At 54.9% G+C, this 21,584-nt stretch carries 18 protein-coding genes, 6 tRNA genes and 3 rRNA genes; 5 read left to right on the top strand and 22 right to left on the bottom strand.

Annotation, left to right across the window (positions count from 1 at the left end; all coding sequences use genetic code 11):
* Positions 1–212 precede the first annotated feature (212 nt).
* The 20 genes from rplL to tyrS form a co-directional block, all read right to left on the bottom strand.
* Complete coding sequence (rplL, locus tag ACMYUN_RS17755; protein ID WP_007962228.1) at positions 213–578, bottom strand: 50S ribosomal protein L7/L12; 366 nt, start codon at positions 576–578, stop codon at positions 213–215.
* A 73-nt stretch (positions 579–651) separates the two neighbouring features.
* Complete coding sequence (rplJ, locus tag ACMYUN_RS17750; protein ID WP_008081912.1) at positions 652–1,152, bottom strand: 50S ribosomal protein L10; 501 nt, start codon at positions 1,150–1,152, stop codon at positions 652–654.
* Between the two features lie 198 nt (positions 1,153–1,350).
* On the bottom strand, positions 1,351–2,046 hold the full coding sequence (gene rplA, locus ACMYUN_RS17745; protein WP_024014523.1) for a 50S ribosomal protein L1: 696 nt from the start codon (positions 2,044–2,046) through the stop codon (positions 1,351–1,353).
* Complete coding sequence (rplK, locus tag ACMYUN_RS17740; RefSeq protein ID WP_003176435.1) at positions 2,046–2,477, bottom strand: 50S ribosomal protein L11; 432 nt, start codon at positions 2,475–2,477, stop codon at positions 2,046–2,048. Before rplK ends, rplA begins: the two co-directional genes overlap by 1 nt.
* A 118-nt stretch (positions 2,478–2,595) precedes the next feature.
* Positions 2,596–3,129: a transcription termination/antitermination protein NusG gene (gene nusG, locus ACMYUN_RS17735; protein ID WP_007957598.1), complete on the bottom strand. Its 534-nt coding sequence runs from the start codon at positions 3,127–3,129 to the stop codon at positions 2,596–2,598.
* 9 nt (positions 3,130–3,138) lie between these two features.
* Positions 3,139–3,507 carry a preprotein translocase subunit SecE gene (gene secE / locus ACMYUN_RS17730; RefSeq protein WP_415761274.1) on the bottom strand — a complete coding sequence of 123 codons (369 nt, stop codon included), beginning with the start codon at positions 3,505–3,507 and terminating at the stop codon, positions 3,139–3,141.
* A gap of 45 nt (positions 3,508–3,552) precedes the next feature.
* Positions 3,553–3,628 (bottom strand) — tRNA-Trp (locus tag ACMYUN_RS17725).
* Between the two features lie 53 nt (positions 3,629–3,681).
* The gene (gene tuf / locus ACMYUN_RS17720; RefSeq protein ID WP_024014521.1) at positions 3,682–4,875 is read right to left on the bottom strand and encodes an elongation factor Tu; all 1,194 of its coding nucleotides are present in this window, start codon (positions 4,873–4,875) and stop codon (positions 3,682–3,684) included.
* A gap of 85 nt (positions 4,876–4,960) precedes the next feature.
* Positions 4,961–5,036 (bottom strand) — tRNA-Thr (locus ACMYUN_RS17715).
* A gap of 27 nt (positions 5,037–5,063) precedes the next feature.
* Positions 5,064–5,137: transfer RNA gene (locus ACMYUN_RS17710), tRNA-Gly, on the bottom strand.
* A gap of 25 nt (positions 5,138–5,162) precedes the next feature.
* Positions 5,163–5,247: transfer RNA gene (locus ACMYUN_RS17705), tRNA-Tyr, on the bottom strand.
* Between the two features lie 142 nt (positions 5,248–5,389).
* The gene (locus ACMYUN_RS17700; protein WP_039764221.1) at positions 5,390–5,821 is read right to left on the bottom strand and encodes a hypothetical protein; all 432 of its coding nucleotides are present in this window, start codon (positions 5,819–5,821) and stop codon (positions 5,390–5,392) included.
* Positions 5,822–5,828: 7 nt separating this feature from the next.
* The gene (locus ACMYUN_RS17695) at positions 5,829–6,581 is read right to left on the bottom strand and encodes a pantothenate kinase (protein WP_415761273.1); all 753 of its coding nucleotides are present in this window, start codon (positions 6,579–6,581) and stop codon (positions 5,829–5,831) included.
* Positions 6,571–7,524 carry a bifunctional biotin--[acetyl-CoA-carboxylase] ligase/biotin operon repressor BirA gene (birA, locus tag ACMYUN_RS17690; RefSeq protein WP_415761272.1) on the bottom strand — a complete coding sequence of 318 codons (954 nt, stop codon included), beginning with the start codon at positions 7,522–7,524 and terminating at the stop codon, positions 6,571–6,573. The genes ACMYUN_RS17695 and birA overlap by 11 nt, the downstream gene beginning before the upstream one ends.
* Before the next feature lie 132 nt (positions 7,525–7,656).
* A 5S ribosomal RNA gene (rrf, locus tag ACMYUN_RS17685) occupies positions 7,657–7,772 on the bottom strand.
* 154 nt (positions 7,773–7,926) lie between these two features.
* Positions 7,927–10,820 (bottom strand): 23S ribosomal RNA (locus tag ACMYUN_RS17680).
* Positions 10,821–11,058: 238 nt separating this feature from the next.
* Positions 11,059–11,134, bottom strand: a tRNA-Ala gene (locus tag ACMYUN_RS17675).
* A 10-nt stretch (positions 11,135–11,144) separates the two neighbouring features.
* Positions 11,145–11,221 (bottom strand) — tRNA-Ile (locus ACMYUN_RS17670).
* A gap of 123 nt (positions 11,222–11,344) precedes the next feature.
* Positions 11,345–12,881, bottom strand: a 16S ribosomal RNA gene (locus ACMYUN_RS17665).
* Together the 16S, 23S and 5S rRNA genes with 2 tRNA genes alongside form the textbook arrangement of a ribosomal RNA operon.
* 553 nt (positions 12,882–13,434) lie before the next feature.
* A complete protein-coding gene (gene tyrS, locus ACMYUN_RS17660) occupies positions 13,435–14,634 on the bottom strand; it encodes a tyrosine--tRNA ligase (RefSeq protein WP_415761271.1) in 1,200 nt (399 codons plus the stop codon).
* 212 nt (positions 14,635–14,846) lie between these two features.
* Between tyrS and ACMYUN_RS17655 the strand changes: the two genes are divergently transcribed.
* Both ACMYUN_RS17655 and ACMYUN_RS17650 read left to right on the top strand, forming a co-directional pair.
* Entirely contained in the window at positions 14,847–16,271 is a 1,425-nt protein-coding gene (locus ACMYUN_RS17655; protein ID WP_415761270.1) for a peptidoglycan DD-metalloendopeptidase family protein, read from the top strand.
* Between the two features lie 3 nt (positions 16,272–16,274).
* Positions 16,275–17,366 (top strand): anhydro-N-acetylmuramic acid kinase, encoded by a 1,092-nt coding sequence (locus ACMYUN_RS17650; RefSeq protein ID WP_415761269.1) that lies wholly within the window; start codon positions 16,275–16,277, stop codon positions 17,364–17,366.
* 69 nt (positions 17,367–17,435) lie between these two features.
* Here the strand turns inward: ACMYUN_RS17650 and erpA are convergent, their stop codons facing one another.
* Both erpA and argC read right to left on the bottom strand, forming a co-directional pair.
* Positions 17,436–17,786 carry an iron-sulfur cluster insertion protein ErpA gene (erpA, locus tag ACMYUN_RS17645; protein ID WP_007918905.1) on the bottom strand — a complete coding sequence of 117 codons (351 nt, stop codon included), beginning with the start codon at positions 17,784–17,786 and terminating at the stop codon, positions 17,436–17,438.
* 168 nt (positions 17,787–17,954) lie between these two features.
* A complete protein-coding gene (gene argC, locus ACMYUN_RS17640; RefSeq protein ID WP_039757758.1) occupies positions 17,955–18,989 on the bottom strand; it encodes an N-acetyl-gamma-glutamyl-phosphate reductase in 1,035 nt (344 codons plus the stop codon).
* Positions 18,990–19,123: 134 nt separating this feature from the next.
* Between argC and hemJ the strand changes: the two genes are divergently transcribed.
* The 3 genes from hemJ to ACMYUN_RS17625 all read left to right on the top strand — a co-directional run bounded on the left by hemJ (position 19,124) and on the right by ACMYUN_RS17625 (position 21,579).
* On the top strand, positions 19,124–19,552 hold the full coding sequence (gene hemJ, locus ACMYUN_RS17635; protein WP_415761268.1) for a protoporphyrinogen oxidase HemJ: 429 nt from the start codon (positions 19,124–19,126) through the stop codon (positions 19,550–19,552).
* A 32-nt stretch (positions 19,553–19,584) separates the two neighbouring features.
* Complete coding sequence (locus ACMYUN_RS17630; protein WP_415761267.1) at positions 19,585–20,553, top strand: NAD(P)H-dependent flavin oxidoreductase; 969 nt, start codon at positions 19,585–19,587, stop codon at positions 20,551–20,553.
* A 78-nt stretch (positions 20,554–20,631) separates the two neighbouring features.
* The gene (locus ACMYUN_RS17625) at positions 20,632–21,579 is read left to right on the top strand and encodes a DUF805 domain-containing protein (RefSeq protein ID WP_415761266.1); all 948 of its coding nucleotides are present in this window, start codon (positions 20,632–20,634) and stop codon (positions 21,577–21,579) included.
* Positions 21,580–21,584 lie beyond the last annotated feature (5 nt).

Below are 21,584 nucleotides of genomic sequence, written 5' to 3'. Positions count from 1 at the left end.
CCAGCTTGGTCACCTGCTTGTTTGGCCCCTCCCGACGGGAGCAGCCAGAAAATCGTGCAAACCCCATGGTTTGCGCCACCGCATCGGGTGGTTACAGCGCCTTTATCGACACCGACCCAGTCGGCTGCCAATAACGGAAAAAGGCCGGTGGCAAGAGCCACCAGCCATCAGCCTGTCGCTTGACGCTCGGGCTGGAGGAGCAAAGTCGATGCTTACTTCAGCTCGACTTTAGCGCCTGCTTCTTCCAGCTTCTTCTTGGCGTCTTCAGCCGCTTCTTTCGAAACGCCTTCAGCTACAACCTGAGGAGCGCCGTCTACTTTCTCTTTGGCTTCTTTCAGGCCCAGACCGGTCAGTTCACGAACTGCCTTGATCACGTTAACCTTCTTCTCGCCAGCTTCCAGCAGAACAACGTTGAACTCGGTTTGCTCTTCAACAGCAGCAGCAGCTACAGCTGGGCCAGCCGAAGCGGCAGCAGCGGTAACACCGAAGGTTTCTTCCATCGCTTTGATCAGCTCAACGATTTCCACTACGGATTTCTGGCCGATTGCTTCGATGATTTGTTCGTTAGTCAGAGACATGACTCAATTCCTGAATTGGGGGACGGCCTACGCGACCATCGAAATAAACAAAAAACGCGAGAAGTGACGAGCCTTAGGCTGCGGCAGCTTCTTTCTGGTCGCGAATTGCCGCCAGAGTACGAGCCAATTTGCTGGTAGCGCCTTGAATCACGCTCATCAGCTGGGAAATTGCTTCGTCACGGGTCGGCAGAGTTGCCAGTACGTCGATCTGATTAGCTGCGAGGAACTTGCCCTCGAACGCAGCTGCCTTGATCTCGAACTTGTCCTGACCCTTGGCAAACTCTTTGAAGATACGGGCAGCAGCGCCCGGATGTTCGTTCGAGAATGCAATCAGGGTCGGGCCGGTGAACACGTCGTTGAGGACACTGTATTGAGTGTCAGCAACGGCGCGCTTGAGCAGGGTGTTACGTACAACACGTACGTAAACGCCAGCTTCACGAGCCTCTTTACGGAGTCCGGTCATTGCGCCTACTGTTACGCCACGTGCATCAACCACGACAGCGGACAGAGCGACTTTGGCAGCCTCGTTGACTTCAGCGACGATGGCCTTCTTGTCTTCGAGATTAATTGCCACGGGTTTAACTCCTGCTTGTTACCGTTTCATTCGATCGGAACCGAATGTCGTTTTGGTGTCTGATTCGGTAAGGAACCGGGAGCACCATCTGCGTAGGCTTGAGGTTTAAGGCTTGCGCCGCCTACGGTCTTGGATAGCCCCCGCCAGGCAGGGACCCCAATCTTTCAATTGGCGCGGCAATCCGCGCCAACCTTTGTCTTACGCGTCGAGCGAGCTCTGATCGATAACCAGACCTGGGCCCATGGTAGTGCTCAGGGTAACGCGCTTGACGTAAATGCCTTTCGAGGAAGCTGGCTTGATACGCTTCAGATCAGCGATCAGGGCCTCAACGTTTTCCTTCAGCTTGACGGCGTCGAAGCCGATCTTGCCAACGGAAGTGTGGATGATGCCGTTTTTGTCGGTGCGATAACGAACCTGACCAGCCTTGGCGTTCTTGACCGCGTTGGCTACGTCTGGAGTCACGGTGCCGACTTTCGGGTTAGGCATCAGACCACGTGGACCGAGGATCTGACCCAACTGACCTACAACGCGCATGGCATCCGGGGATGCGATCACTACGTCATAGTTCAGGTCGCCGCCTTTCATTTCGGCAGCCAGGTCGTCCATACCTACACGGTCAGCGCCGGCAGCCAGAGCGGCCTCAGCAGCTGGACCCTGGGTGAACACAGCAACGCGAACGGTCTTGCCAGTGCCGTGTGGCAGCACAGTAGCGCTACGAACAACCTGGTCGGATTTACGCGGGTCTACACCCAGGTTTACAGCAACGTCGAACGACTCGCTGAACTTGACAGTCGACAGCTCGGCCAGCAAAGCAGCGGCGTCTACAATGTTGTAGGCCTTGCCTGCTTCGATTTTGCCGGCGATAGCCTTTTGACGCTTGGTCAGCTTAGCCATTACACACCCTCCACGTTAAGGCCCATGCTACGAGCAGAACCGGCGATAGTACGCACGGCTGCATCCATATCAGCTGCAGTCAGATCCGCGTTTTTGGTTTTCGCGATTTCTTCCAGCTGAGCACGGGTAACGGTGCCAACCTTAACGGTGTTCGGACGAGCGGAACCGCTGGTCAGACCGGCCGCCTTCTTCAGCAGAACCGAAGCAGGGGTGGATTTGGTTTCGAAAGTGAAGCTACGGTCGCTGTAGACAGTGATGATCACTGGAGTCGGCAGACCTGGCTCAAGACCCTGGGTACGGGCGTTGAAAGCCTTGCAGAATTCCATGATGTTCACGCCGTGCTGACCCAGAGCAGGACCAACCGGTGGACTTGGGTTAGCCTGAGCGGCCTTCACTTGCAGCTTGATGTAAGCGGTAATCTTCTTGGCCATGAGGCACTCCAATTACGGGTTCGAACGCCTCGAAAGGCTCCCCGGTTACTTGCGCGTTTATCCCAGTGACGACAAAACCCCACAGCCTAAGGCTGCGGGGTTGGGATTGCTTGTCCAGTTAGACCTTCTCGACCTGACTGAACTCGAGCTCCACCGGAGTAGAGCGACCGAAAATGAGCACTGCCACTTGGATCCGGCTCTTTTCGTAGTTAACTTCTTCCACAACGCCATTGAAATCAGCGAATGGACCGTCATTGACACGTACCGTCTCGCCTGGCTCGAACAACGTCTTCGGCTTCGGCTTGTCGCTACCGTCAGCAACGCGACGCAGAATCGCTTCTGCCTCTTTATCGGTAATTGGCGCAGGCTTGTCAGCGGTACCGCCGATGAAACCCATCACTCGAGGAGTATCCTTGACCAAGTGCCAGGTACCCTCGTTCATATCCATCTGGACCAGCACATAGCCCGGGAAGAACTTGCGCTCGCTTTTGCGCTTCTGGCCGTTACGCATTTCAACCACTTCTTCAGTGGGAACCAGAATCTCGCCGAAGCCATCTTCCATGCCAGCCAGCTTTACGCGCTCGATCAGCGAGCGCATCACATGCTTCTCGTAACCCGAGTAAGCATGCACAACATACCAACGCTTAGCCACGGGACACCCTTAGCCGACAATCAAGGAAACAAGCCAGCCGAGCAGGGAATCAAGACCCCACAACAGCAACGCCATAACCAGAACAACAGCCACGACAATCAGCGTGGTCTGCGTGGTTTCTTGGCGAGTTGGCCACACGACTTTACGAATCTCGGTGCGAGCTTCCTTAACCAGTACAAAGAAAGACTTGCCCTTCGCAGTCTGCAGGCCTACAAAGGCAGCTACAGCAGCAATGGCAAGCAAAGCGAGTACACGGTACAGGATCGGCGAAGCAGCGTAATACTGATTGCCAACAACGCCAACAACTACCAAAGCGACTACTACAAGCCACTTGAGCAGATCTAAGCGAGAGCCTTGAGCTTCAGCTTTAGGAGTCATCTATGAAGATCCTGTGAAAAGAAAGCCAGACACACCAAGTGAATCTGGCAGGTCAGGAGGGAATCGAACCCCCAACCTACGGTTTTGGAGACCGTCGCTCTGCCAATTGAGCTACTGACCTAAAACAAAATCAGGCCGACCATTATGCCGGCCCGAAAAATACATTACAACCGCTTATTCGATGATTTTGGCTACGACGCCAGCGCCGACGGTACGACCGCCTTCACGGATAGCGAAACGCAGACCGTCTTCCATCGCGATGGTTTTGATCAGGGTAACAGTCATCTGAATGTTGTCACCTGGCATTACCATTTCAACGCCTTCTGGCAGCTCGCAGTTACCAGTCACGTCAGTAGTACGGAAGTAGAACTGTGGACGGTAGCCTTTGAAGAACGGAGTGTGACGACCGCCTTCTTCCTTGCTCAGTACGTAAACTTCTGCGGTGAACTTGGTGTGCGGCTTGACCGAACCCGGCTTGACCAGAACCTGGCCACGCTCAACGTCGTCACGCTTGGTACCGCGCAGCAGAACGCCGCAGTTCTCGCCAGCACGACCTTCGTCGAGCAGTTTGCGGAACATCTCAACACCGGTGCAGGTGGTGGTGGTGGTGTCACGCAGACCAACGATTTCCAGCGCGTCCTGAACGCGAACGATACCGCGCTCGATACGACCAGTCACAACAGTACCGCGACCCGAAATCGAGAACACGTCTTCGATTGGCATCAGGAATGGCTTGTCGATCATACGAACTGGTTCTGGGATGTAGGTATCCAGAGTTTCAACCAGTTTACGAACGGCAGTGGTGCCCATTTCGTTGTCGTCTTTGCCTTCCAGCGCCATACGAGCCGAACCGATGATGATCGGAGTGTCGTCGCCCGGGAAGTCGTAGGTCGACAGCAGGTCACGAACTTCCATCTCAACCAGTTCCAGCAGCTCAGCGTCGTCTACCAGGTCAGCCTTGTTCAGGAAAACCACGATGTACGGAACGCCTACCTGACGGGACAGCAGGATGTGCTCACGGGTTTGCGGCATCGGACCATCAGCGGCCGAGCAAACCAGGATCGCGCCGTCCATCTGGGCAGCACCGGTGATCATGTTCTTCACGTAGTCAGCGTGACCTGGGCAGTCAACGTGAGCGTAGTGACGAATAGTCGAGTTGTACTCAACGTGAGCGGTGTTGATGGTGATACCGCGAGCTTTTTCTTCTGGTGCGCTGTCGATCTTGTCGAACTCAACGACGGCCGAACCGAAAACTTCGGAGCAGACGCGAGTCAGAGCAGCAGTCAGAGTGGTTTTACCGTGGTCAACGTGACCAATGGTCCCAACGTTGACGTGGGGCAGGGAACGATCAAATTTTTCCTTAGCCATCGATATCACCCTCTACAGAAGAAATTAGACAAACAATATCAACCATTAAAACAAAGGCAGATATTTTCATATCTGCCTTGTTATATGGAGCTCTTGAGCGGATTTGAACCGCTGACCTCACCCTTACCAAGGGTGTGCTCTACCAACTGAGCTACAAGAGCAAAACCCTTTTGCACAACCTGCAAACCTGGAGCGGGTAGCGGGAATCGAACCCGCATCATCAGCTTGGAAGGCTGAGGTTCTACCACTAAACTATACCCGCGGAGCCTGCAGCTCACGCTTAAATCTGGTGGAGGGAGAAGGATTCGAACCTTCGAAGTCGTAGACGTCAGATTTACAGTCTGATCCCTTTGGCCGCTCGGGAACCCCTCCTAATCAGGCCGGCATTCTATATCACGCCAAACCCCTGTCAAGCATTTTCTCATTTAAAAACCTGAGGTTAGCTGCGTTGACACGCTCTACTTCGAATTCCGTTTAAGGTGTTCGCTGTGGAGCGGGCGCCATTCTATGCAAACTATTGAGTGGGTGCAACCCCTTCACACAGCATTATTTTATGTTTTAACTCATTGAATTCCTTGGAAAGGTTTTGCAACTGTTGATCGCCCAACAAACGCTGGCCGTCCGGAGCAACCGCCAGCCAGTAACCGCTTCCGGCAGCATCTTTCGGCACGGATTGCACACTGACCCTCATCGTCCCCAGACGCTGCTGCAACTTGGCAATTGAATCCTCATCAGAAAACCCACCAAGGAACAGACACTGTTGACGCGCAGCACCCTCCATCCTGCGCCCATCACCGGCTGTTTCACTAAGCAAACGAATATCCTGCTGCGAACCGCGATACAGGTTCAGAGGCGTTACGTCTTTGGCTCGCAAGGGCGCCTCCTGCTGATGCCAGACATAATAGAAACCGTTGAGAACTACGAGGAGCAGGAACAACCAACGCATATAAACCTCAGGACAAGGGACACGCCATGGCCAAGCCGACGAAAACAAGATCGGGTACAACCCGAGCATCAGGCACGACGCCACCAACCAGATCAGCATCCCCTCCCGTAATGAAAACGAGGTAGTTTTCACCCCAATATGCTTGAGCCAGCTCTAATTGAGTGAGCACGAAGCCCCTCAACATCAACGAACACCCGCGCTCCACCGCTTCTGCGGTAGTCCGCCCCGGCACATGACTGGAGAGGGCGCGCTCCGCCGCCTGATCCCCGTAGCGAATTTTACGAGTATGAGTGCGCAGCTGGTTTCGCATCAAAGGCAAACCAGGACAGATGAACCCACCGAGATGCTCACCGTCAGCCGCAACAAAATCAGCAGTGACCGCTGTACCAAAGTCGAGAATCAAGCAAGCATCGCCGGCAGCCAGGTGAAAACCCCCAAGCATCGCTAGCCAGCGATCAAGCCCTAGACGCTCATAATCCTCGTAGCCGTTACGAACGCCGGACACCTCACGAGCGGATTTTGCACATACGACAGGTATAGTGAATTCACGCTCAATAAGATCGATTAACGCGCCTGTTTCTTCGTCAGTCCTAACGCTGACCAAACGACAGTTGCGCAGTGACAGCGCATTTATGATGCGCAGGCTCTCAATCAAAGCCAGATCGGAATCTACCACCCCTTCCGAGACCACTTCGCTCGCCAAGCCATTGAGCACGCGCCACTTTATAAAACTGTTGCCGCAGTCAAGCTCAAGAATCATCACGCAACCTCAGGCTGAGCTCTCCGCCACTAAAGACTTGTTCAACACCGCCTACCATCAAGCGCAACCCGCCCTGATTATCGATGCCGAGCACAACCCCTTCGATATGACTGTTACCCGCAATCAATGAAACAGTGCGACCCTGCCACAAATGATTTTCCGCCCATTCTGCTTGCAAACCAGCGAATCCATGGGTTTGGTGCCTACGGATATAGGTGTTCAGCTGATTGCTAAGCTCAACCACCAAAGCGTTGCGATCACAGGCCTGCCCAGACTCAAGCCTTATGGAAGTCCACTGCTGGTCGACCTCTTGTGCAACCTGCATATTCACATTGATTCCTATACCCAGCACAACATGACAGACATCTGCCGGATCTCCGACGAGCTCAAGTAGGATCCCGGCAATCTTCTTGTTTCCCACCAAGACATCATTGGGCCATTTCAAACCGGCGTTCGACACCCCCGAGCTTCGCAAGGTCTGCATGACGGCCAAGCCAACAACAAGGCTCAGCCCTTCAAGCTGGCGCATTCCGCCTTCGATACGGAGCACAAGGCTGTAATAAAGGTTTTCCGCAAATGGGCTTACCCACTTACGACCTCGACGACCACGGCCTGCCAATTGTCGCTCCGCGAGCAGCAAAAACGGCGCGGGGGCACCGTCATTGATGGAGCGCAGAGCTTCGGCATTTGTCGAGTCAACAGAGTCGAACACACGCACCGGCCATTGAGGCATCTTCTTGGTTATTTCAAGAGGATCAAGGAGCGTCAGAGGCGTCGACAATTGATATCCGCGACCGCGAACTTTATGGATCGACAGGCCAAGTTCAGCTTCAAGCTGTTGTAGCTGCTTCCATACAGCACTTCGGCTAATTCCCAAGGCAACGCCCAAGTCCTGTCCGGAATGGAATCGTCCATCCTTCAGTAGATTCAACAACGTCAGCATGCAGGTATCGCCTCACAATGAGGTCCGCATAATAGCCATGCCCCGAGCCGTTGCATAGAAATCAAGCGGACACATTTCTCGAAGGCAAAACAAAACCCCAACTGCTTTCGCAATTGGGGTTTCGGAATTTAATCTTGACGATGACCTACTCTCACATGGGGAAACCCCACACTACCATCGGCGATGCATCGTTTCACTGCTGAGTTCGGGATGGGATCAGGTGGTTCCAACGCTCTATGGTCGTCAAGAAATTCGGGTACTGACTCGTGACCAGATGGTCTCGCTTCAGCAAATTGGGTATGTGACAGCTAGGTGTTTGTGCGCTTCGAACTTTCGGTTCGTTTCGTCTTCACACACCGCAATCTGGTGCCTTCTCAGGTCAGCAAATTGCTTGGGTGTTATATGGTCAAGCCTCACGGGCAATTAGTATTGGTTAGCTCAACGCCTCACAGCGCTTACACACCCAACCTATCAACGTCGTAGTCTTCGACGGCCCTTCAGGGAACTCAAGGTTCCAGTGAGATCTCATCTTGAGGCAAGTTTCCCGCTTAGATGCTTTCAGCGGTTATCTTTCCCGAACATAGCTACCCGGCAATGCCACTGGCGTGACAACCGGAACACCAGAGGTTCGTCCACTCCGGTCCTCTCGTACTAGGAGCAGCCCCTCTCAAATCTCAAACGTCCACGGCAGATAGGGACCGAACTGTCTCACGACGTTCTAAACCCAGCTCGCGTACCACTTTAAATGGCGAACAGCCATACCCTTGGGACCGGCTTCAGCCCCAGGATGTGATGAGCCGACATCGAGGTGCCAAACACCGCCGTCGATATGAACTCTTGGGCGGTATCAGCCTGTTATCCCCGGAGTACCTTTTATCCGTTGAGCGATGGCCCTTCCATACAGAACCACCGGATCACTAAGACCTACTTTCGTACCTGCTCGACGTGTCTGTCTCGCAGTCAAGCGCGCTTTTGCCTTTATACTCTACGACCGATTTCCGACCGGTCTGAGCGCACCTTCGTACTCCTCCGTTACTCTTTAGGAGGAGACCGCCCCAGTCAAACTACCCACCATACACTGTCCTCGATCCGGATAACGGACCTGAGTTAGAACCTCAAAGTTGCCAGGGTGGTATTTCAAGGATGGCTCCACGCGAACTGGCGTCCACGCTTCAAAGCCTCCCACCTATCCTACACAAGCAAATTCAAAGTCCAGTGCAAAGCTATAGTAAAGGTTCACGGGGTCTTTCCGTCTAGCCGCGGATACACTGCATCTTCACAGCGATTTCAATTTCACTGAGTCTCGGGTGGAGACAGCGCCGCCATCGTTACGCCATTCGTGCAGGTCGGAACTTACCCGACAAGGAATTTCGCTACCTTAGGACCGTTATAGTTACGGCCGCCGTTTACCGGGGCTTCGATCAAGAGCTTCGCGTTAGCTAACCCCATCAATTAACCTTCCGGCACCGGGCAGGCGTCACACCCTATACGTCCACTTTCGTGTTTGCAGAGTGCTGTGTTTTTAATAAACAGTCGCAGCGGCCTGGTATCTTCGACCGGCATGAGCTTACGGAGCAAGTCCTTCACCCTCACCGGCGCACCTTCTCCCGAAGTTACGGTGCCATTTTGCCTAGTTCCTTCACCCGAGTTCTCTCAAGCGCCTTGGTATTCTCTACCCAACCACCTGTGTCGGTTTGGGGTACGGTTCCTGGTTACCTGAAGCTTAGAAGCTTTTCTTGGAAGCATGGCATCAACCACTTCGTCACCCAAAGGGTAACTCGTCATCAGCTCTCGGCCTTAAGATCCCGGATTTACCTAAGATCTCAGCCTACCACCTTAAACTTGGACAACCAACGCCAAGCTGGCCTAGCCTTCTCCGTCCCTCCATCGCAATAACCAGAAGTACAGGAATATTAACCTGTTTTCCATCGACTACGCTTTTCAGCCTCGCCTTAGGGACCGACTAACCCTGCGTCGATTAACGTTGCGCAGGAAACCTTGGTCTTTCGGCGTGGGTGTTTTTCACACCCATTGTCGTTACTCATGTCAGCATTCGCACTTCTGATACCTCCAGCAAGCTTCTCAACTCACCTTCACAGGCTTACAGAACGCTCCTCTACCGCATCATCCGAAGATGATACCCGTAGCTTCGGTGTATGGTTTGAGCCCCGTTACATCTTCCGCGCAGGCCGACTCGACTAGTGAGCTATTACGCTTTCTTTAAAGGGTGGCTGCTTCTAAGCCAACCTCCTAGCTGTCTAAGCCTTCCCACATCGTTTCCCACTTAACCATAACTTTGGGACCTTAGCTGACGGTCTGGGTTGTTTCCCTTTTCACGACGGACGTTAGCACCCGCCGTGTGTCTCCCATGCTCGGCACTTGTAGGTATTCGGAGTTTGCATCGGTTTGGTAAGTCGGGATGACCCCCTAGCCGAAACAGTGCTCTACCCCCTACAGTGATACATGAGGCGCTACCTAAATAGCTTTCGAGGAGAACCAGCTATCTCCGAGCTTGATTAGCCTTTCACTCCGATCCACAGGTCATCCGCTAACTTTTCAACGGTAGTCGGTTCGGTCCTCCAGTCAGTGTTACCTAACCTTCAACCTGCCCATGGATAGATCGCCCGGTTTCGGGTCTATTCCCAGCGACTAGACGCCCTATTAAGACTCGCTTTCGCTACGCCTCCCCTATTCGGTTAAGCTCGCCACTGAAAATAAGTCGCTGACCCATTATACAAAAGGTACGCAGTCACAGAACAAAGTCTGCTCCCACTGCTTGTACGCATACGGTTTCAGGATCTATTTCACTCCCCTCTCCGGGGTTCTTTTCGCCTTTCCCTCACGGTACTAGTTCACTATCGGTCAGTCAGTAGTATTTAGCCTTGGAGGATGGTCCCCCCATATTCAGACAAAGTTTCTCGTGCTCCGTCCTACTCGATTTCATGACTAAGAGATTTTCGCGTACAGGGCTATCACCCACTATGGCCGCACTTTCCAGAGCGTTCCGCTAATCTCAAAGCCACTTAAGGGCTAGTCCCCGTTCGCTCGCCACTACTAAGGGAATCTCGGTTGATTTCTTTTCCTCAGGGTACTTAGATGTTTCAGTTCCCCTGGTTCGCCTCTTGCACCTATGTATTCAGTACAAGATAACCATCTTATGATGGCTGGGTTCCCCCATTCAGACATCTCCGGATCAAAGTCTGTTTGCCGACTCCCCGAAGCTTTTCGCAGGCTACCACGTCTTTCATCGCCTCTGACTGCCAAGGCATCCACCGTATGCGCTTCTTCACTTGACCATATAACCCCAAGCAATCTGGTTATACTGTGAAGACGACATTCGCCGAAAATTCGAATTTCTCAACTAAGAGAACTCACAAATTTTACCTTAGCCTGATCCGTTACCAGTGAAAGTAACGTTCAGTCTATCTTTCTATCACATACCCAAATTTTTAAAGAACGATCTAATCAAAAGACTAGAAATCAATATTCAACGCGAATATTCATTTCTAAACTCTCAAACTTCGAAGCAGTTTATGGTGGAGCCAAGCGGGATCGAACCGCTGACCTCCTGCGTGCAAGGCAGGCGCTCTCCCAGCTGAGCTATGGCCCCATAACAAAATTGGTGGGTCTGGGCAGATTCGAACTGCCGACCTCACCCTTATCAGGGGTGCGCTCTAACCAACTGAGCTACAGACCCAATTTCGAGCTTGTAACTGTTAGCTCAGAGCTATCAGCTTGGAGCTTAAAGCTGCTTCTATCGTCTTCTTCAATGAATCAAGCAATTCGTGTGGGAGCTCATGCAGCAGCTGATGTCGTCGATTAAGGAGGTGATCCAGCCGCAGGTTCCCCTACGGCTACCTTGTTACGACTTCACCCCAGTCATGAATCACACCGTGGTAACCGTCCTCCCGAAGGTTAGACTAGCTACTTCTGGTGCAACCCACTCCCATGGTGTGACGGGCGGTGTGTACAAGGCCCGGGAACGTATTCACCGCGACATTCTGATTCGCGATTACTAGCGATTCCGACTTCACGCAGTCGAGTTGCAGACTGCGATCCGGACTACGATCGGTTTTATGGGATTAGCTCCACCTCGCGGCTTGGCAACCCTTTGTACCGACCATTGTAGCACGTGTGTAGCCCAGGCCGTAAGGGCCATGATGACTTGACGTCATCCCCACCTTCCTCCGGTTTGTCACCGGCAGTCTCCTTAGAGTGCCCACCTTAACGTGCTGGTAACTAAGGACAAGGGTTGCGCTCGTTACGGGACTTAACCCAACATCTCACGACACGAGCTGACGACAGCCATGCAGCACCTGTCTCAATGTTCCCGAAGGCACCAATCCATCTCTGGAAAGTTCATTGGATGTCAAGGCCTGGTAAGGTTCTTCGCGTTGCTTCGAATTAAACCACATGCTCCACCGCTTGTGCGGGCCCCCGTCAATTCATTTGAGTTTTAACCTTGCGGCCGTACTCCCCAGGCGGTCAACTTAATGCGTTAGCTGCGCCACTAAGAGCTCAAGGCTCCCAACGGCTAGTTGACATCGTTTACGGCGTGGACTACCAGGGTATCTAATCCTGTTTGCTCCCCACGCTTTCGCACCTCAGTGTCAGTATCAGTCCAGGTGGTCGCCTTCGCCACTGGTGTTCCTTCCTATATCTACGCATTTCACCGCTACACAGGAAATTCCACCACCCTCTACCATACTCTAGCTTGCCAGTTTTGGATGCAGTTCCCAGGTTGAGCCCGGGGATTTCACATCCAACTTAACAAACCACCTACGCGCGCTTTACGCCCAGTAATTCCGATTAACGCTTGCACCCTCTGTATTACCGCGGCTGCTGGCACAGAGTTAGCCGGTGCTTATTCTGTCGGTAACGTCAAAATTGCAGAGTATTAATCTACAACCCTTCCTCCCAACTTAAAGTGCTTTACAATCCGAAGACCTTCTTCACACACGCGGCATGGCTGGATCAGGCTTTCGCCCATTGTCCAATATTCCCCACTGCTGCCTCCCGTAGGAGTCTGGACCGTGTCTCAGTTCCAGTGTGACTGATCATCCTCTCAGACCAGTTACGGATCGTCGCCTTGGTGAGCCATTACCTCACCAACTAGCTAATCCGACCTAGGCTCATCTGATAGCGCAAGGCCCGAAGGTCCCCTGCTTTCTCCCGTAGGACGTATGCGGTATTAGCGTTCCTTTCGAAACGTTGTCCCCCACTACCAGGCAGATTCCTAGGCATTACTCACCCGTCCGCCGCTGAATCCAGGAGCAAGCTCCTTTCATCCGCTCGACTTGCATGTGTTAGGCCTGCCGCCAGCGTTCAATCTGAGCCATGATCAAACTCTTCAGTTCAAACATCTTTGGGTTTTTAAGAAACCCTAAACTTGGCTCAGCAATCGTTGGTTACATCTTTGATTTCTCGCGGAGTAACTTGTGATGCTGATAATCTTGTTGACTATCAGTCTGACTGCACAAGCACCCACACGAATTGCTTGATTCAGTTGTTAAAGAGCTATTGGTTAAGATCTTTCGTCTCAACCGAGGCGCGCATTCTACAGCAGCCTCATTTGCTGTCAAGTGATTATTTTCAGAAGTTTTCGAAGAATTCTTCAACAACTTCAACCACTTGCGCTTCCGATCTCTCGTTAGCGGGAGGCGAATTCTACAGCGTTAATCGCTGCTGTCAACACCTCTTTTTCTCCGCTTTCGACCGAGAAGATCGAACCGTTAAAAGAGCTACAAATCAATGCTCTTTCAACTCCTTCCAGGCTTCGATGATCTGAAGCAAGCCACTGTCGAAAACTGCCTAACTCTTTGAATCTCAAGGAGTTTTCCGTTTCGACTGCGCCGGAAGTGGGGCGAATTATAGACCTCTAAAATTCGCCGTCAAGCCCTAATTCCAACTTTATTGAGATTTCAGCGTGATGCGTGCAAAAGCCTTCTTGCCAGCCTGGCAAACGTGAGTCGCGCCCAGTACATATATAAAGGAGCGATCAACCACTTCACCATCAACGCGCACCCCACCCGCCGCCAACAGATCACGCGCCGCCGCCGAGTTCTTCACCAGGCCAGCCTTATTAAGGACGGCAGCGATTGGCATGTCCTCAGCCGAAGCCAGCTCAACCTCAGGCAAGTCATCTGGAAGCTCGCCATCTTTCATGCGGTTGCCAGCGCCACGGTGAGCATTTGCCGCTGCCTCTTCACCATGGAAACGCGCAACGATTTCTTCAGCCAGCTTGATCTTGATATCACGCGGGTTCGCGCCAGCCTCAACGTCAGCCCGGAATGCGTTGATCTCATCCATCGAGCGGAAGCTGAGCAACTCGAAGTAACGCCACATCAGCGCATCCGGAATGGAAACCAGCTTGCTGTACATGACGCCCGGCGCTTCCTGGATACCGACGTAGTTACCCAGCGATTTGGACATCTTCTTCACACCATCCAGACCTTCCAGCAACGGCATGGTGAGAATGCACTGAGCCTCCTGACCATAACCACGCTGCAGCTCGCGCCCCATCAGCAGGTTGAATTTCTGGTCAGTACCGCCCAGCTCGACATCCGCGCGCAGCGCGACCGAGTCATAACCCTGAACCAGCGGGTAGAGGAACTCGTGAATAGCGATTGGCTGGTTGGTGGTGTAGCGCTTGTCGAAGTCATCACGCTCGAGCATGCGAGCGACGGTGTATTGCGAAGTCAGACGAATGAAATCCGCCGGCCCCATCTTGTCCATCCAAGTGGAGTTGAAGGCAACTTCGGTTTTCGCCGGATCAAGAATCTTGAAAACCTGAGTCTTGTAGGTCTCGGCATTCTCGAGAACCTGCTCACGTGTCAGCGGCGGACGCGTGGCGCTCTTGCCACTCGGATCACCGATCATCCCGGTGAAGTCACCTATAAGGAAGATCACCTGATGCCCCAGCTCCTGAAACTGACGCAGCTTATTAATAAGCACCGTATGACCCAGATGCAGGTCCGGAGCGGTAGGGTCGAAACCAGCCTTGATACGCAGCGGTTGGCCGCGCTTGAGCTTCTCGACCAGCTCGGACTCGACCAACAGTTCTTCCGCACCACGTTTAATCAGCGCTAGCTGCTCTTCAACCGACTTCATAACAGACCCGCAAGGCTCAGATTCAAAGGGAACCAACCATACAAGAACGCGCACCAATTACAAGTTTTGCCCGGCGCACGGACACCAATCCACAGACCCGAGGTCTGCAGACTTGCTTCAACGATGATTTGGTTATATTTTATACAGTTATTTCATCTTCATCATGTCATTCATCTTTTCCAATTCATCTATTTCAAAGTCAAAAATTACCTATGACCACTGAACCGTCTAAAGCGCCCCCGCTTTACCCGAAGACCCACCTGCTCGCCGCAAGTGGAATCGCCGCCCTTCTCAGCCTGGCGCTGCTGGTATTTCCCTCCAGCGATGTTGAAGCCAAAAAGACGACTCTGAGTCTTGAACTGGAAAGTCCTGCTGAACAACTGACACAAGATCAAGACGCTGCTGATGCGGCTCAAGCCACAAACGAACCCGCAGCTTCCCCGTTCGCACAAATCGAAAACAGCGCCGAAAACGCTGCGCAAACCGCTGAAACGGCGCCGGCAACTGTTGCACCTGCTGAAAAAACGAAAGAGCCTGGTCACCGCGAAGTCGTGGTTTCCAAAGGCGATACGCTGTCTACCCTGTTTGAAAAAGTCGGCCTCCCAGCAGCCTCCGTGCACGAAGTACTGGCAAGCGACAAGCAAGCCAAACAGTTCAGCCAGCTCAAGCGTGGCCAGAAACTCGAATTCGAACTGGATCCGGCAGGCCAGTTGACCAGTCTGCACAGCAAGGTCAGCGACGTTGAAACCATCACCCTGACCAAGAACGACAAGGGCTACTCCTTCAACCGCATTACCGCCAAGCCAACCGTGCGCACCGCGTACGTTCACGGCGTGATCAACAGTTCACTGTCGCAGTCGGCTGCGCGTGCCGGCCTTTCTCACAGCCTGACCATGGATATGGCCAGCGTCTTCGGCTACGACGTCGACTTCGCCCAGGACATTCGTCAGGGCGACGAATTCGATGTGATCTACGAGCAGAAAGTCATCAACGGCAAAGCGGTCGGCACCGGCCCGATCCTGTCCGCGCGCTTTACCAACCGCGGCAAGACCTACACCGCCGTTCGCTACACCAACAAACAAGGCAACAGCAGCTACTACACGGCTGACGGCAACAGCATGCGCAAGGCCTTCATCCGTACGCCGGTTGACTTCGCCCGCATCAGCTCGAAATTCTCCATGGGCCGCAAACACCCGATTCTCAACAAGATTCGCGCCCACAAAGGCGTCGACTATGCAGCGCCACGGGGCACGCCGATCAAGGCTGCCGGCGACGGCAAAGTATTGCTGGCCGGCCGTCGTGGTGGTTACGGCAACACTGTGATCATTCAGCACGGCAACACTTACCGTACGCTCTATGGCCATATGCAGGGCTTCGCCAAAGGCGTGAAAACCGGCGGCACCGTCAAGCAGGGTCAAGTCATTGGCTACATCGGTACCACCGGCCTCTCCACCGGCCCGCATCTGCACTATGAGTTCCAGGTCAACGGCGTTCACGTCGATCCGCTGGGCCAGAAGCTGCCGATGGCCGATCCGATCGCCAAGTCCGAACGCGCACGCTTCCTTGCGCAAAGCCAGCCGCTGATGGCGCGCATGGACCAAGAGAAGGCCACGATGCTGGCTTCGAGCAAGCGCTAAGTCATGGCCCTGTATATCGGTGTGATGTCCGGAACCAGTCTCGACGGGCTGGACATCGCCCTGATCGAGCAGACCTCGGCGATCAAACTGATCGCCACCCACTACCTGCCAATGCCTGACTCCCTGCGCGCCGAGCTGCTTGGCTTGTGCGCCAGCGGCGCCGACGAGATCGCCCGCTCGGCGATTGCCCAGCAACACTGGGTTGAACTTGCCGCGTCAGGTACTCACGCCCTCCTCGCACAACAACAACTCAAGCCCGATGCCATCCGTGCTATTGGCAGCCACGGTCAGACCATTCGCCATGAACCGGCCCGTGGTTTTACCGTGCAGATCGGCAATCCAGCTCTGCTGACTGAGTTGACCGGTATTACCGTCGTCAGTGATTTCCGCAGCCGCGATGTTGCGGCGGGAGGCCAAGGTGCACCTCTGGTGCCAGCGTTTCACGAAGCGTTGTTTGAAGAGCGTAGCGGAAACCAGGCAGTCTTGAATGTCGGCGGATTCAGCAATCTCAGCCTGATTGAGCCAAGCAAACCTGTAGCCGGTTTCGACTGCGGCCCGGGGAATGTTCTGATGGACGCCTGGATTCACCGGCAACGCGGCGAAAACTATGACCGGGACGGCAAATGGGCAGCGACCGGCAAGGTTGAACCAGCCCTGCTCACGGCACTGCTAAGCGACCCGTTCTTCGTCACCAAAGGCCCGAAAAGTACCGGCCGGGAAGTCTTCAATCTGCCATGGCTGGAACAGCATCTTTCGAACCTGCCAACCTTCGCAGCCGAAGACGTTCAGGCCACGCTGCTCGAATTGACGGCGCTGACCATCGTCGAGTCGCTGCAAAGTGCTCAATCGGACACGATGGAACTGCTGGTCTGTGGCGGCGGCGCGCATAACGCCACGTTGATGAAACGCCTGGCGGATCTACTGCCGGACACAAAGGTCGCCAGCACCGCAACTCACGGCGTGGATCCGGACTGGGTAGAAGCCATGGCCTTCGCCTGGCTGGCTCATTGCTGCCTCGAAGGCATCGCTGCTAACCGGCCAAGCGTCACCGGTGCTCGCGGCCTGCGCGTACTCGGCGCCATCTACCCGGCATAAGCTTCAGATACAAAAACGCCGCAAAACCGAAAGGTTCTGCGGCGTTTTGTTGTGTGCAGTGAAGTGCGATCAGATCGAGAACGACGACCCGCAACCACAAGTCGTTGTGGCATTCGGGTTTTTGATCACGAAGCGCGAACCTTCCAGACCTTCCTGATAATCCACCTCGGCACCGGCCAGGTACTGGAAGCTCATCGGATCGACCACCAGGCTCACGCCTTCGCGCTCGACAATGGTGTCGTCATCGGCCACGTCTTCATCGAAGGTGAAACCGTATTGAAACCCTGAACAACCGCCGCCCGTAACGAATACGCGCAGCTTCAAGCGATCATTCCCCTCTTCATCGACCAGGCTCTTCACCTTGTGCGCAGCACCTTGAGTGAATTGCAAAGCCGTGGGGGTGAAGGATTCGACGCTCATGCTGACTATCTCCCGGCGTTACGCCGCCATAATGCGTGATGACGCGCATTATCCGCTTGTCCTAGAAAATTGGTCAACTATTAGAGGAGCAGCGGCAAGCTTCAAGCGGTGAGCTTCAAGCTTGCCTCTGATCTCTTGTCGCTTGTGACTTGAAGCTCGTAGCTGCTTTTAAGGAAGCATGCCGGCATGGGACAGGCCGAAGCGCTCATCCAGTCCGAACAGAATGTTCATGTTCTGCACCGCTTGGCCCGAGGCGCCCTTGACCAGATTGTCGATCACCGAGAGCACGACTACGAGGTCGCCATCCTGTGGACGATGCACGGCGATGCGGCAGACGTTGGCGCCGCGCACGCTACGGGTTTCCGGGTGACTGCCGGCTGGCATGACATCGACGAACGGTTCGTTGGCATAGCGCTTTTCGAACAGTGCCTGCAGATCAACCGAGCGATCCGCTACTGTCGCGTAGAGCGTGGAGTGGATACCGCGAATCATCGGCGTCAGGTGCGGGACGAAGGTCAGGCCGACATCCTTGCCCGCCGCCCGACGCAGGCCCTGGCGAATTTCCGGCAGGTGACGATGACCTTTTACCGCATAGGCCTTCATGCTTTCCGACGTCTCGGAGTACAAAGAACCTACAGCCGCACCACGCCCGGCACCACTGACACCGGATTTGCAGTCGGCGATCAAACGCGATGCGTCGGCCAGACCGGCTTCCAGCAATGGCAGGAAACCCAACTGCGTTGCGGTCGGATAGCAACCCGGCACCGCGATCAGGCGCGCTTTCCTGATTTGCTCGCGATTGACTTCCGGCAGACCATAGACCGCTTCGTCCAGCAATTCCGGGGCGCCGTGTGGCTGACCGTACCACTTGGCCCACTCATCAGCATCTTGCAGACGGAAGTCGGCGGACAGGTCGATAACCTTGGTACCCGCCGCCAGCAGCTCGCCTGCCAAGGCGTGTGCCACACCATGTGGCGTGGCGAAGAACACCACATCGCAGGCGCCGAGGGTTTTCACGTCCGGCACGCTGAACGCCAGGCCGTCGTAGTGGCCACGCAGGTTCGGGTACATGTCAGCCACGGCCAGACCGGCCTCGGATCGGGAAGTGATGACGACCACTTCTGCCTGCGGATGCTGTGCCAACAGACGCAGCAGTTCGACACCGGTGTAACCCGTGCCGCCGACGATACCGACCTTGACCATAAACCTGCCCTCAACGAACCCACTGGAAAGCCGTCGATAATAGGGGCCGCGCGCGCCTGCGACAACCGCCAAGGTGACGCGCGGACGCTCAAGCCTCTACTATCTGGCTACCGTGAATGAGGGAATAACCCAAAATGCTCTATCTATGGCTCAAAGCGTTTCACATTGTCAGCATCGTCTGCTGGTTTGCCGGGCTGTTCTACTTGCCCCGCCTTTTCGTTTACCACGCGCAAAGCGCAGACACGATCAGCCAGGAACGCTTCAGCATCATGGAGCGCAAGCTGTATCGCGGCATCATGGGCCCGGCGATGATCGCCACGCTGATCTTCGGTGTCTGGCTGATCTACCTCAACCCAAGCCTTTTCAGCCAAGGCGGCTGGATCCACGCCAAACTGACCCTGGTCGTGTTGCTGATCGGCTACCACCACATGTGCGGCGCGCAGGTAAAACGCTTTGCCCGTGGCGAAAACACCCGCAGCCATGTCTTTTATCGCTGGTTCAATGAAGTGCCGGTTCTGATATTGCTGGCTATCGTAATTCTGGTCGTGGTCAAGCCGTTCTAACTTCAATCGATACAGATCCCTGGGGGTTCACAATGTCGCTGCCCGCTCTGCTCGAACAACGTCTGCGTCTGCCCGTAGTAGCAGCGCCGATGTTTCTGATCTCCAATCCGGAACTGGTGCTCGCCTGCTGCCGCAACGGCGTGGTCGGCAGTTTTCCGGCTCTGAACCAACGCGAAAGCAGTGGGTTCAAGGCTTGGCTGGAACAGATCGAAGCGGGCCTGGCGACGATGGAAAATCCGGCCCCTTATGCGGTGAACCTGATCGTTCATCACAGCAACCCGCGACTGCAGGCGGATCTGGACATCTGCGTCGAGCACAAGGTACCGATTGTTATCACCAGCCTCGGCGCAGTGAAGGAACTGGTCGACGCGGTGCACAGCTACGGCGGTCTGGTGTTTCACGACGTGACCACGCGGCGCCATGCCGAGAAAGCCGCTGAAGCGGGTGTCGACGGGCTGATTGCCGTCGCGGCCGGCGCCGGCGGGCATGCTGGCACCTGGAGCCCGTTTGCGCTGATTGCCGAGATCCGCGAGTTTTTCGACAAGACCCTGTTGCTTGCAGGATGTTTGAACCACGGCCATGAGATTCTCGCCGCGCAGTTGCTCGGCGCGGATTTGGCCTACTTCGGCACGCGATTTATCGGCACCACTGAAAGTCACGCGCCTGACGCTTATAAAGAGATGCTGCTGACAGCCAAGGCTGCCGACATCATTCATACTCCAGCGGTGTCGGGAGTCCCGGCGAGTTTCATGCGCCAGAGTCTGGAGGCGGCCGGTTTCGACATGGCAGCCCTGCAAGGCAAAGGCGAGGTGAATTTCGGCGACAAGCTCAAGCCGATCAACGATGAAGCCAAAGCCTGGAAGACCGTATGGTCGGCAGGCCAGGGCGTAGGACAGATTGACGACCTGCCGAGCGTCGATCAGTTGATCGCAAGGCTGGACGCTGAATACCGTCAAGCTCAAACGCGCGCCGCACAGCTGCCACAACGCTGGCCGCGCTGAAGATACCCCGGCCAGTCGCTGGCAGACTGGCATTGAACTGAATACAGCAAACCCAATCGCGACAAGGATGCCTCGGCCATGAGCGAACCCCGTTACAAGATCGTCTTCGACGGCGCGCTGCAACCCGGCGTCGACCTCACCACCGCCAAACTGAATCTGGCGGATCTGTTCAAGAGCGATGTGGCTGCCATCGAGCGCCTGTTCAGTGGCCGCGCCGTCGCCCTCAAGCGTGATCTGTCCCACAGCGATGCGCAGACGTATCTGCAAGCGTTGAACAAAACCGGGATCGACGCACGGATAGAAGCGGAAACTGCCATCGAGCTCAATCTGGCGGATGTTCACGACAACCCGGCAGCTGTGGCTGAGCCGGACTCGCCTTACGCACCACCGCGGGCGAACGTCGGAGAAAGCCTGCCAGCGTTTGCTACGCTCAAGCCATTCAGCGTCGAAGGCCGTATCGGTCGCTTGCGCTTTCTGGCCTGGACCATGGTCTTGAGCCTGGTGACCCTGCCCATCGTCGGTGTGTTCGCCTTGATTGCCTTGGGCCTGGTCAGTGGCGACTCGACCACAGGCCTGATCCTCGGCGGGATCCTGGCGGTATTCCTGTTCATTGGCTTCATGATCGTCAGCATTCTGTTCAGCGTTCAGCGCCTGCACGATATCGGCTGGTCGGGCTGGCTGTGGCTGTTGAATCTGGTGCCGTTCGTGGGCAGCTTCTTCCCACTGGTGATCATGGTTGTTCCCGGCAATACCGGCGCCAACCGCTATGGCCCACCACCTCCGCCGAACAGCACGGCGGTCAAAGTGCTGTGCTCGTTGTGGATCGTATTCTTCGCACTGATTTTTGCCGCAGGCCTGCTTGGCGGTTTCTCGGCCGTGCAGGAAGAATATGAAAGCAATCTGGAGAGCAGCTATGACAGCGGCTCGGTGATCACCGACGAAGTTGAGGTCGTCGAACCGCCAGCGATTTCCGCCGACGAGGCAGCCGAACCGGCGCAGGCCCCTGTAGACTCTGCGCAAGAATGAACAGC

The organism is Pseudomonas sp. CP4, from assembly GCF_047758505.1.
Lineage (GTDB): Bacteria > Pseudomonadota > Gammaproteobacteria > Pseudomonadales > Pseudomonadaceae > Aquipseudomonas > Aquipseudomonas fluorescens_AO.
This window is presented reverse-complemented; position numbering and strand designations above follow the sequence as displayed.

Coding starts and splice junctions, on each gene's coding strand:
- rplL (WP_007962228.1), bottom strand. CDS start 578: ATGTCTCTGACTAACGAACAAATCATCGAAGCAATCGGCCAGAAATCC.
- rplA (WP_024014523.1), bottom strand. CDS start 2,046: ATGGCTAAGCTGACCAAGCGTCAAAAGGCTATCGCCGGCAAAATCGAA.
- rplK (WP_003176435.1), bottom strand. CDS start 2,477: ATGGCCAAGAAGATTACCGCTTACATCAAGCTGCAAGTGAAGGCCGCT.
- secE (WP_415761274.1), bottom strand. CDS start 3,507: ATGACTCCTAAAGCTGAAGCTCAAGGCTCTCGCTTAGATCTGCTCAAG.
- tuf (WP_024014521.1), bottom strand. CDS start 4,875: ATGGCTAAGGAAAAATTTGATCGTTCCCTGCCCCACGTCAACGTTGGG.
- ACMYUN_RS17700 (WP_039764221.1), bottom strand. CDS start 5,821: ATGCGTTGGTTGTTCCTGCTCCTCGTAGTTCTCAACGGTTTCTATTAT.
- ACMYUN_RS17695 (WP_415761273.1), bottom strand. CDS start 6,581: ATGATTCTTGAGCTTGACTGCGGCAACAGTTTTATAAAGTGGCGCGTG.
- birA (WP_415761272.1), bottom strand. CDS start 7,524: ATGCTGACGTTGTTGAATCTACTGAAGGATGGACGATTCCATTCCGGA.
- tyrS (WP_415761271.1), bottom strand. CDS start 14,634: ATGAAGTCGGTTGAAGAGCAGCTAGCGCTGATTAAACGTGGTGCGGAA.
- ACMYUN_RS17655 (WP_415761270.1), top strand. CDS start 14,847: ATGACCACTGAACCGTCTAAAGCGCCCCCGCTTTACCCGAAGACCCAC.
- ACMYUN_RS17650 (WP_415761269.1), top strand. CDS start 16,275: ATGGCCCTGTATATCGGTGTGATGTCCGGAACCAGTCTCGACGGGCTG.
- erpA (WP_007918905.1), bottom strand. CDS start 17,786: ATGAGCGTCGAATCCTTCACCCCCACGGCTTTGCAATTCACTCAAGGT.
- argC (WP_039757758.1), bottom strand. CDS start 18,989: ATGGTCAAGGTCGGTATCGTCGGCGGCACGGGTTACACCGGTGTCGAA.
- hemJ (WP_415761268.1), top strand. CDS start 19,124: ATGCTCTATCTATGGCTCAAAGCGTTTCACATTGTCAGCATCGTCTGC.
- ACMYUN_RS17630 (WP_415761267.1), top strand. CDS start 19,585: ATGTCGCTGCCCGCTCTGCTCGAACAACGTCTGCGTCTGCCCGTAGTA.
- ACMYUN_RS17625 (WP_415761266.1), top strand. CDS start 20,632: ATGAGCGAACCCCGTTACAAGATCGTCTTCGACGGCGCGCTGCAACCC.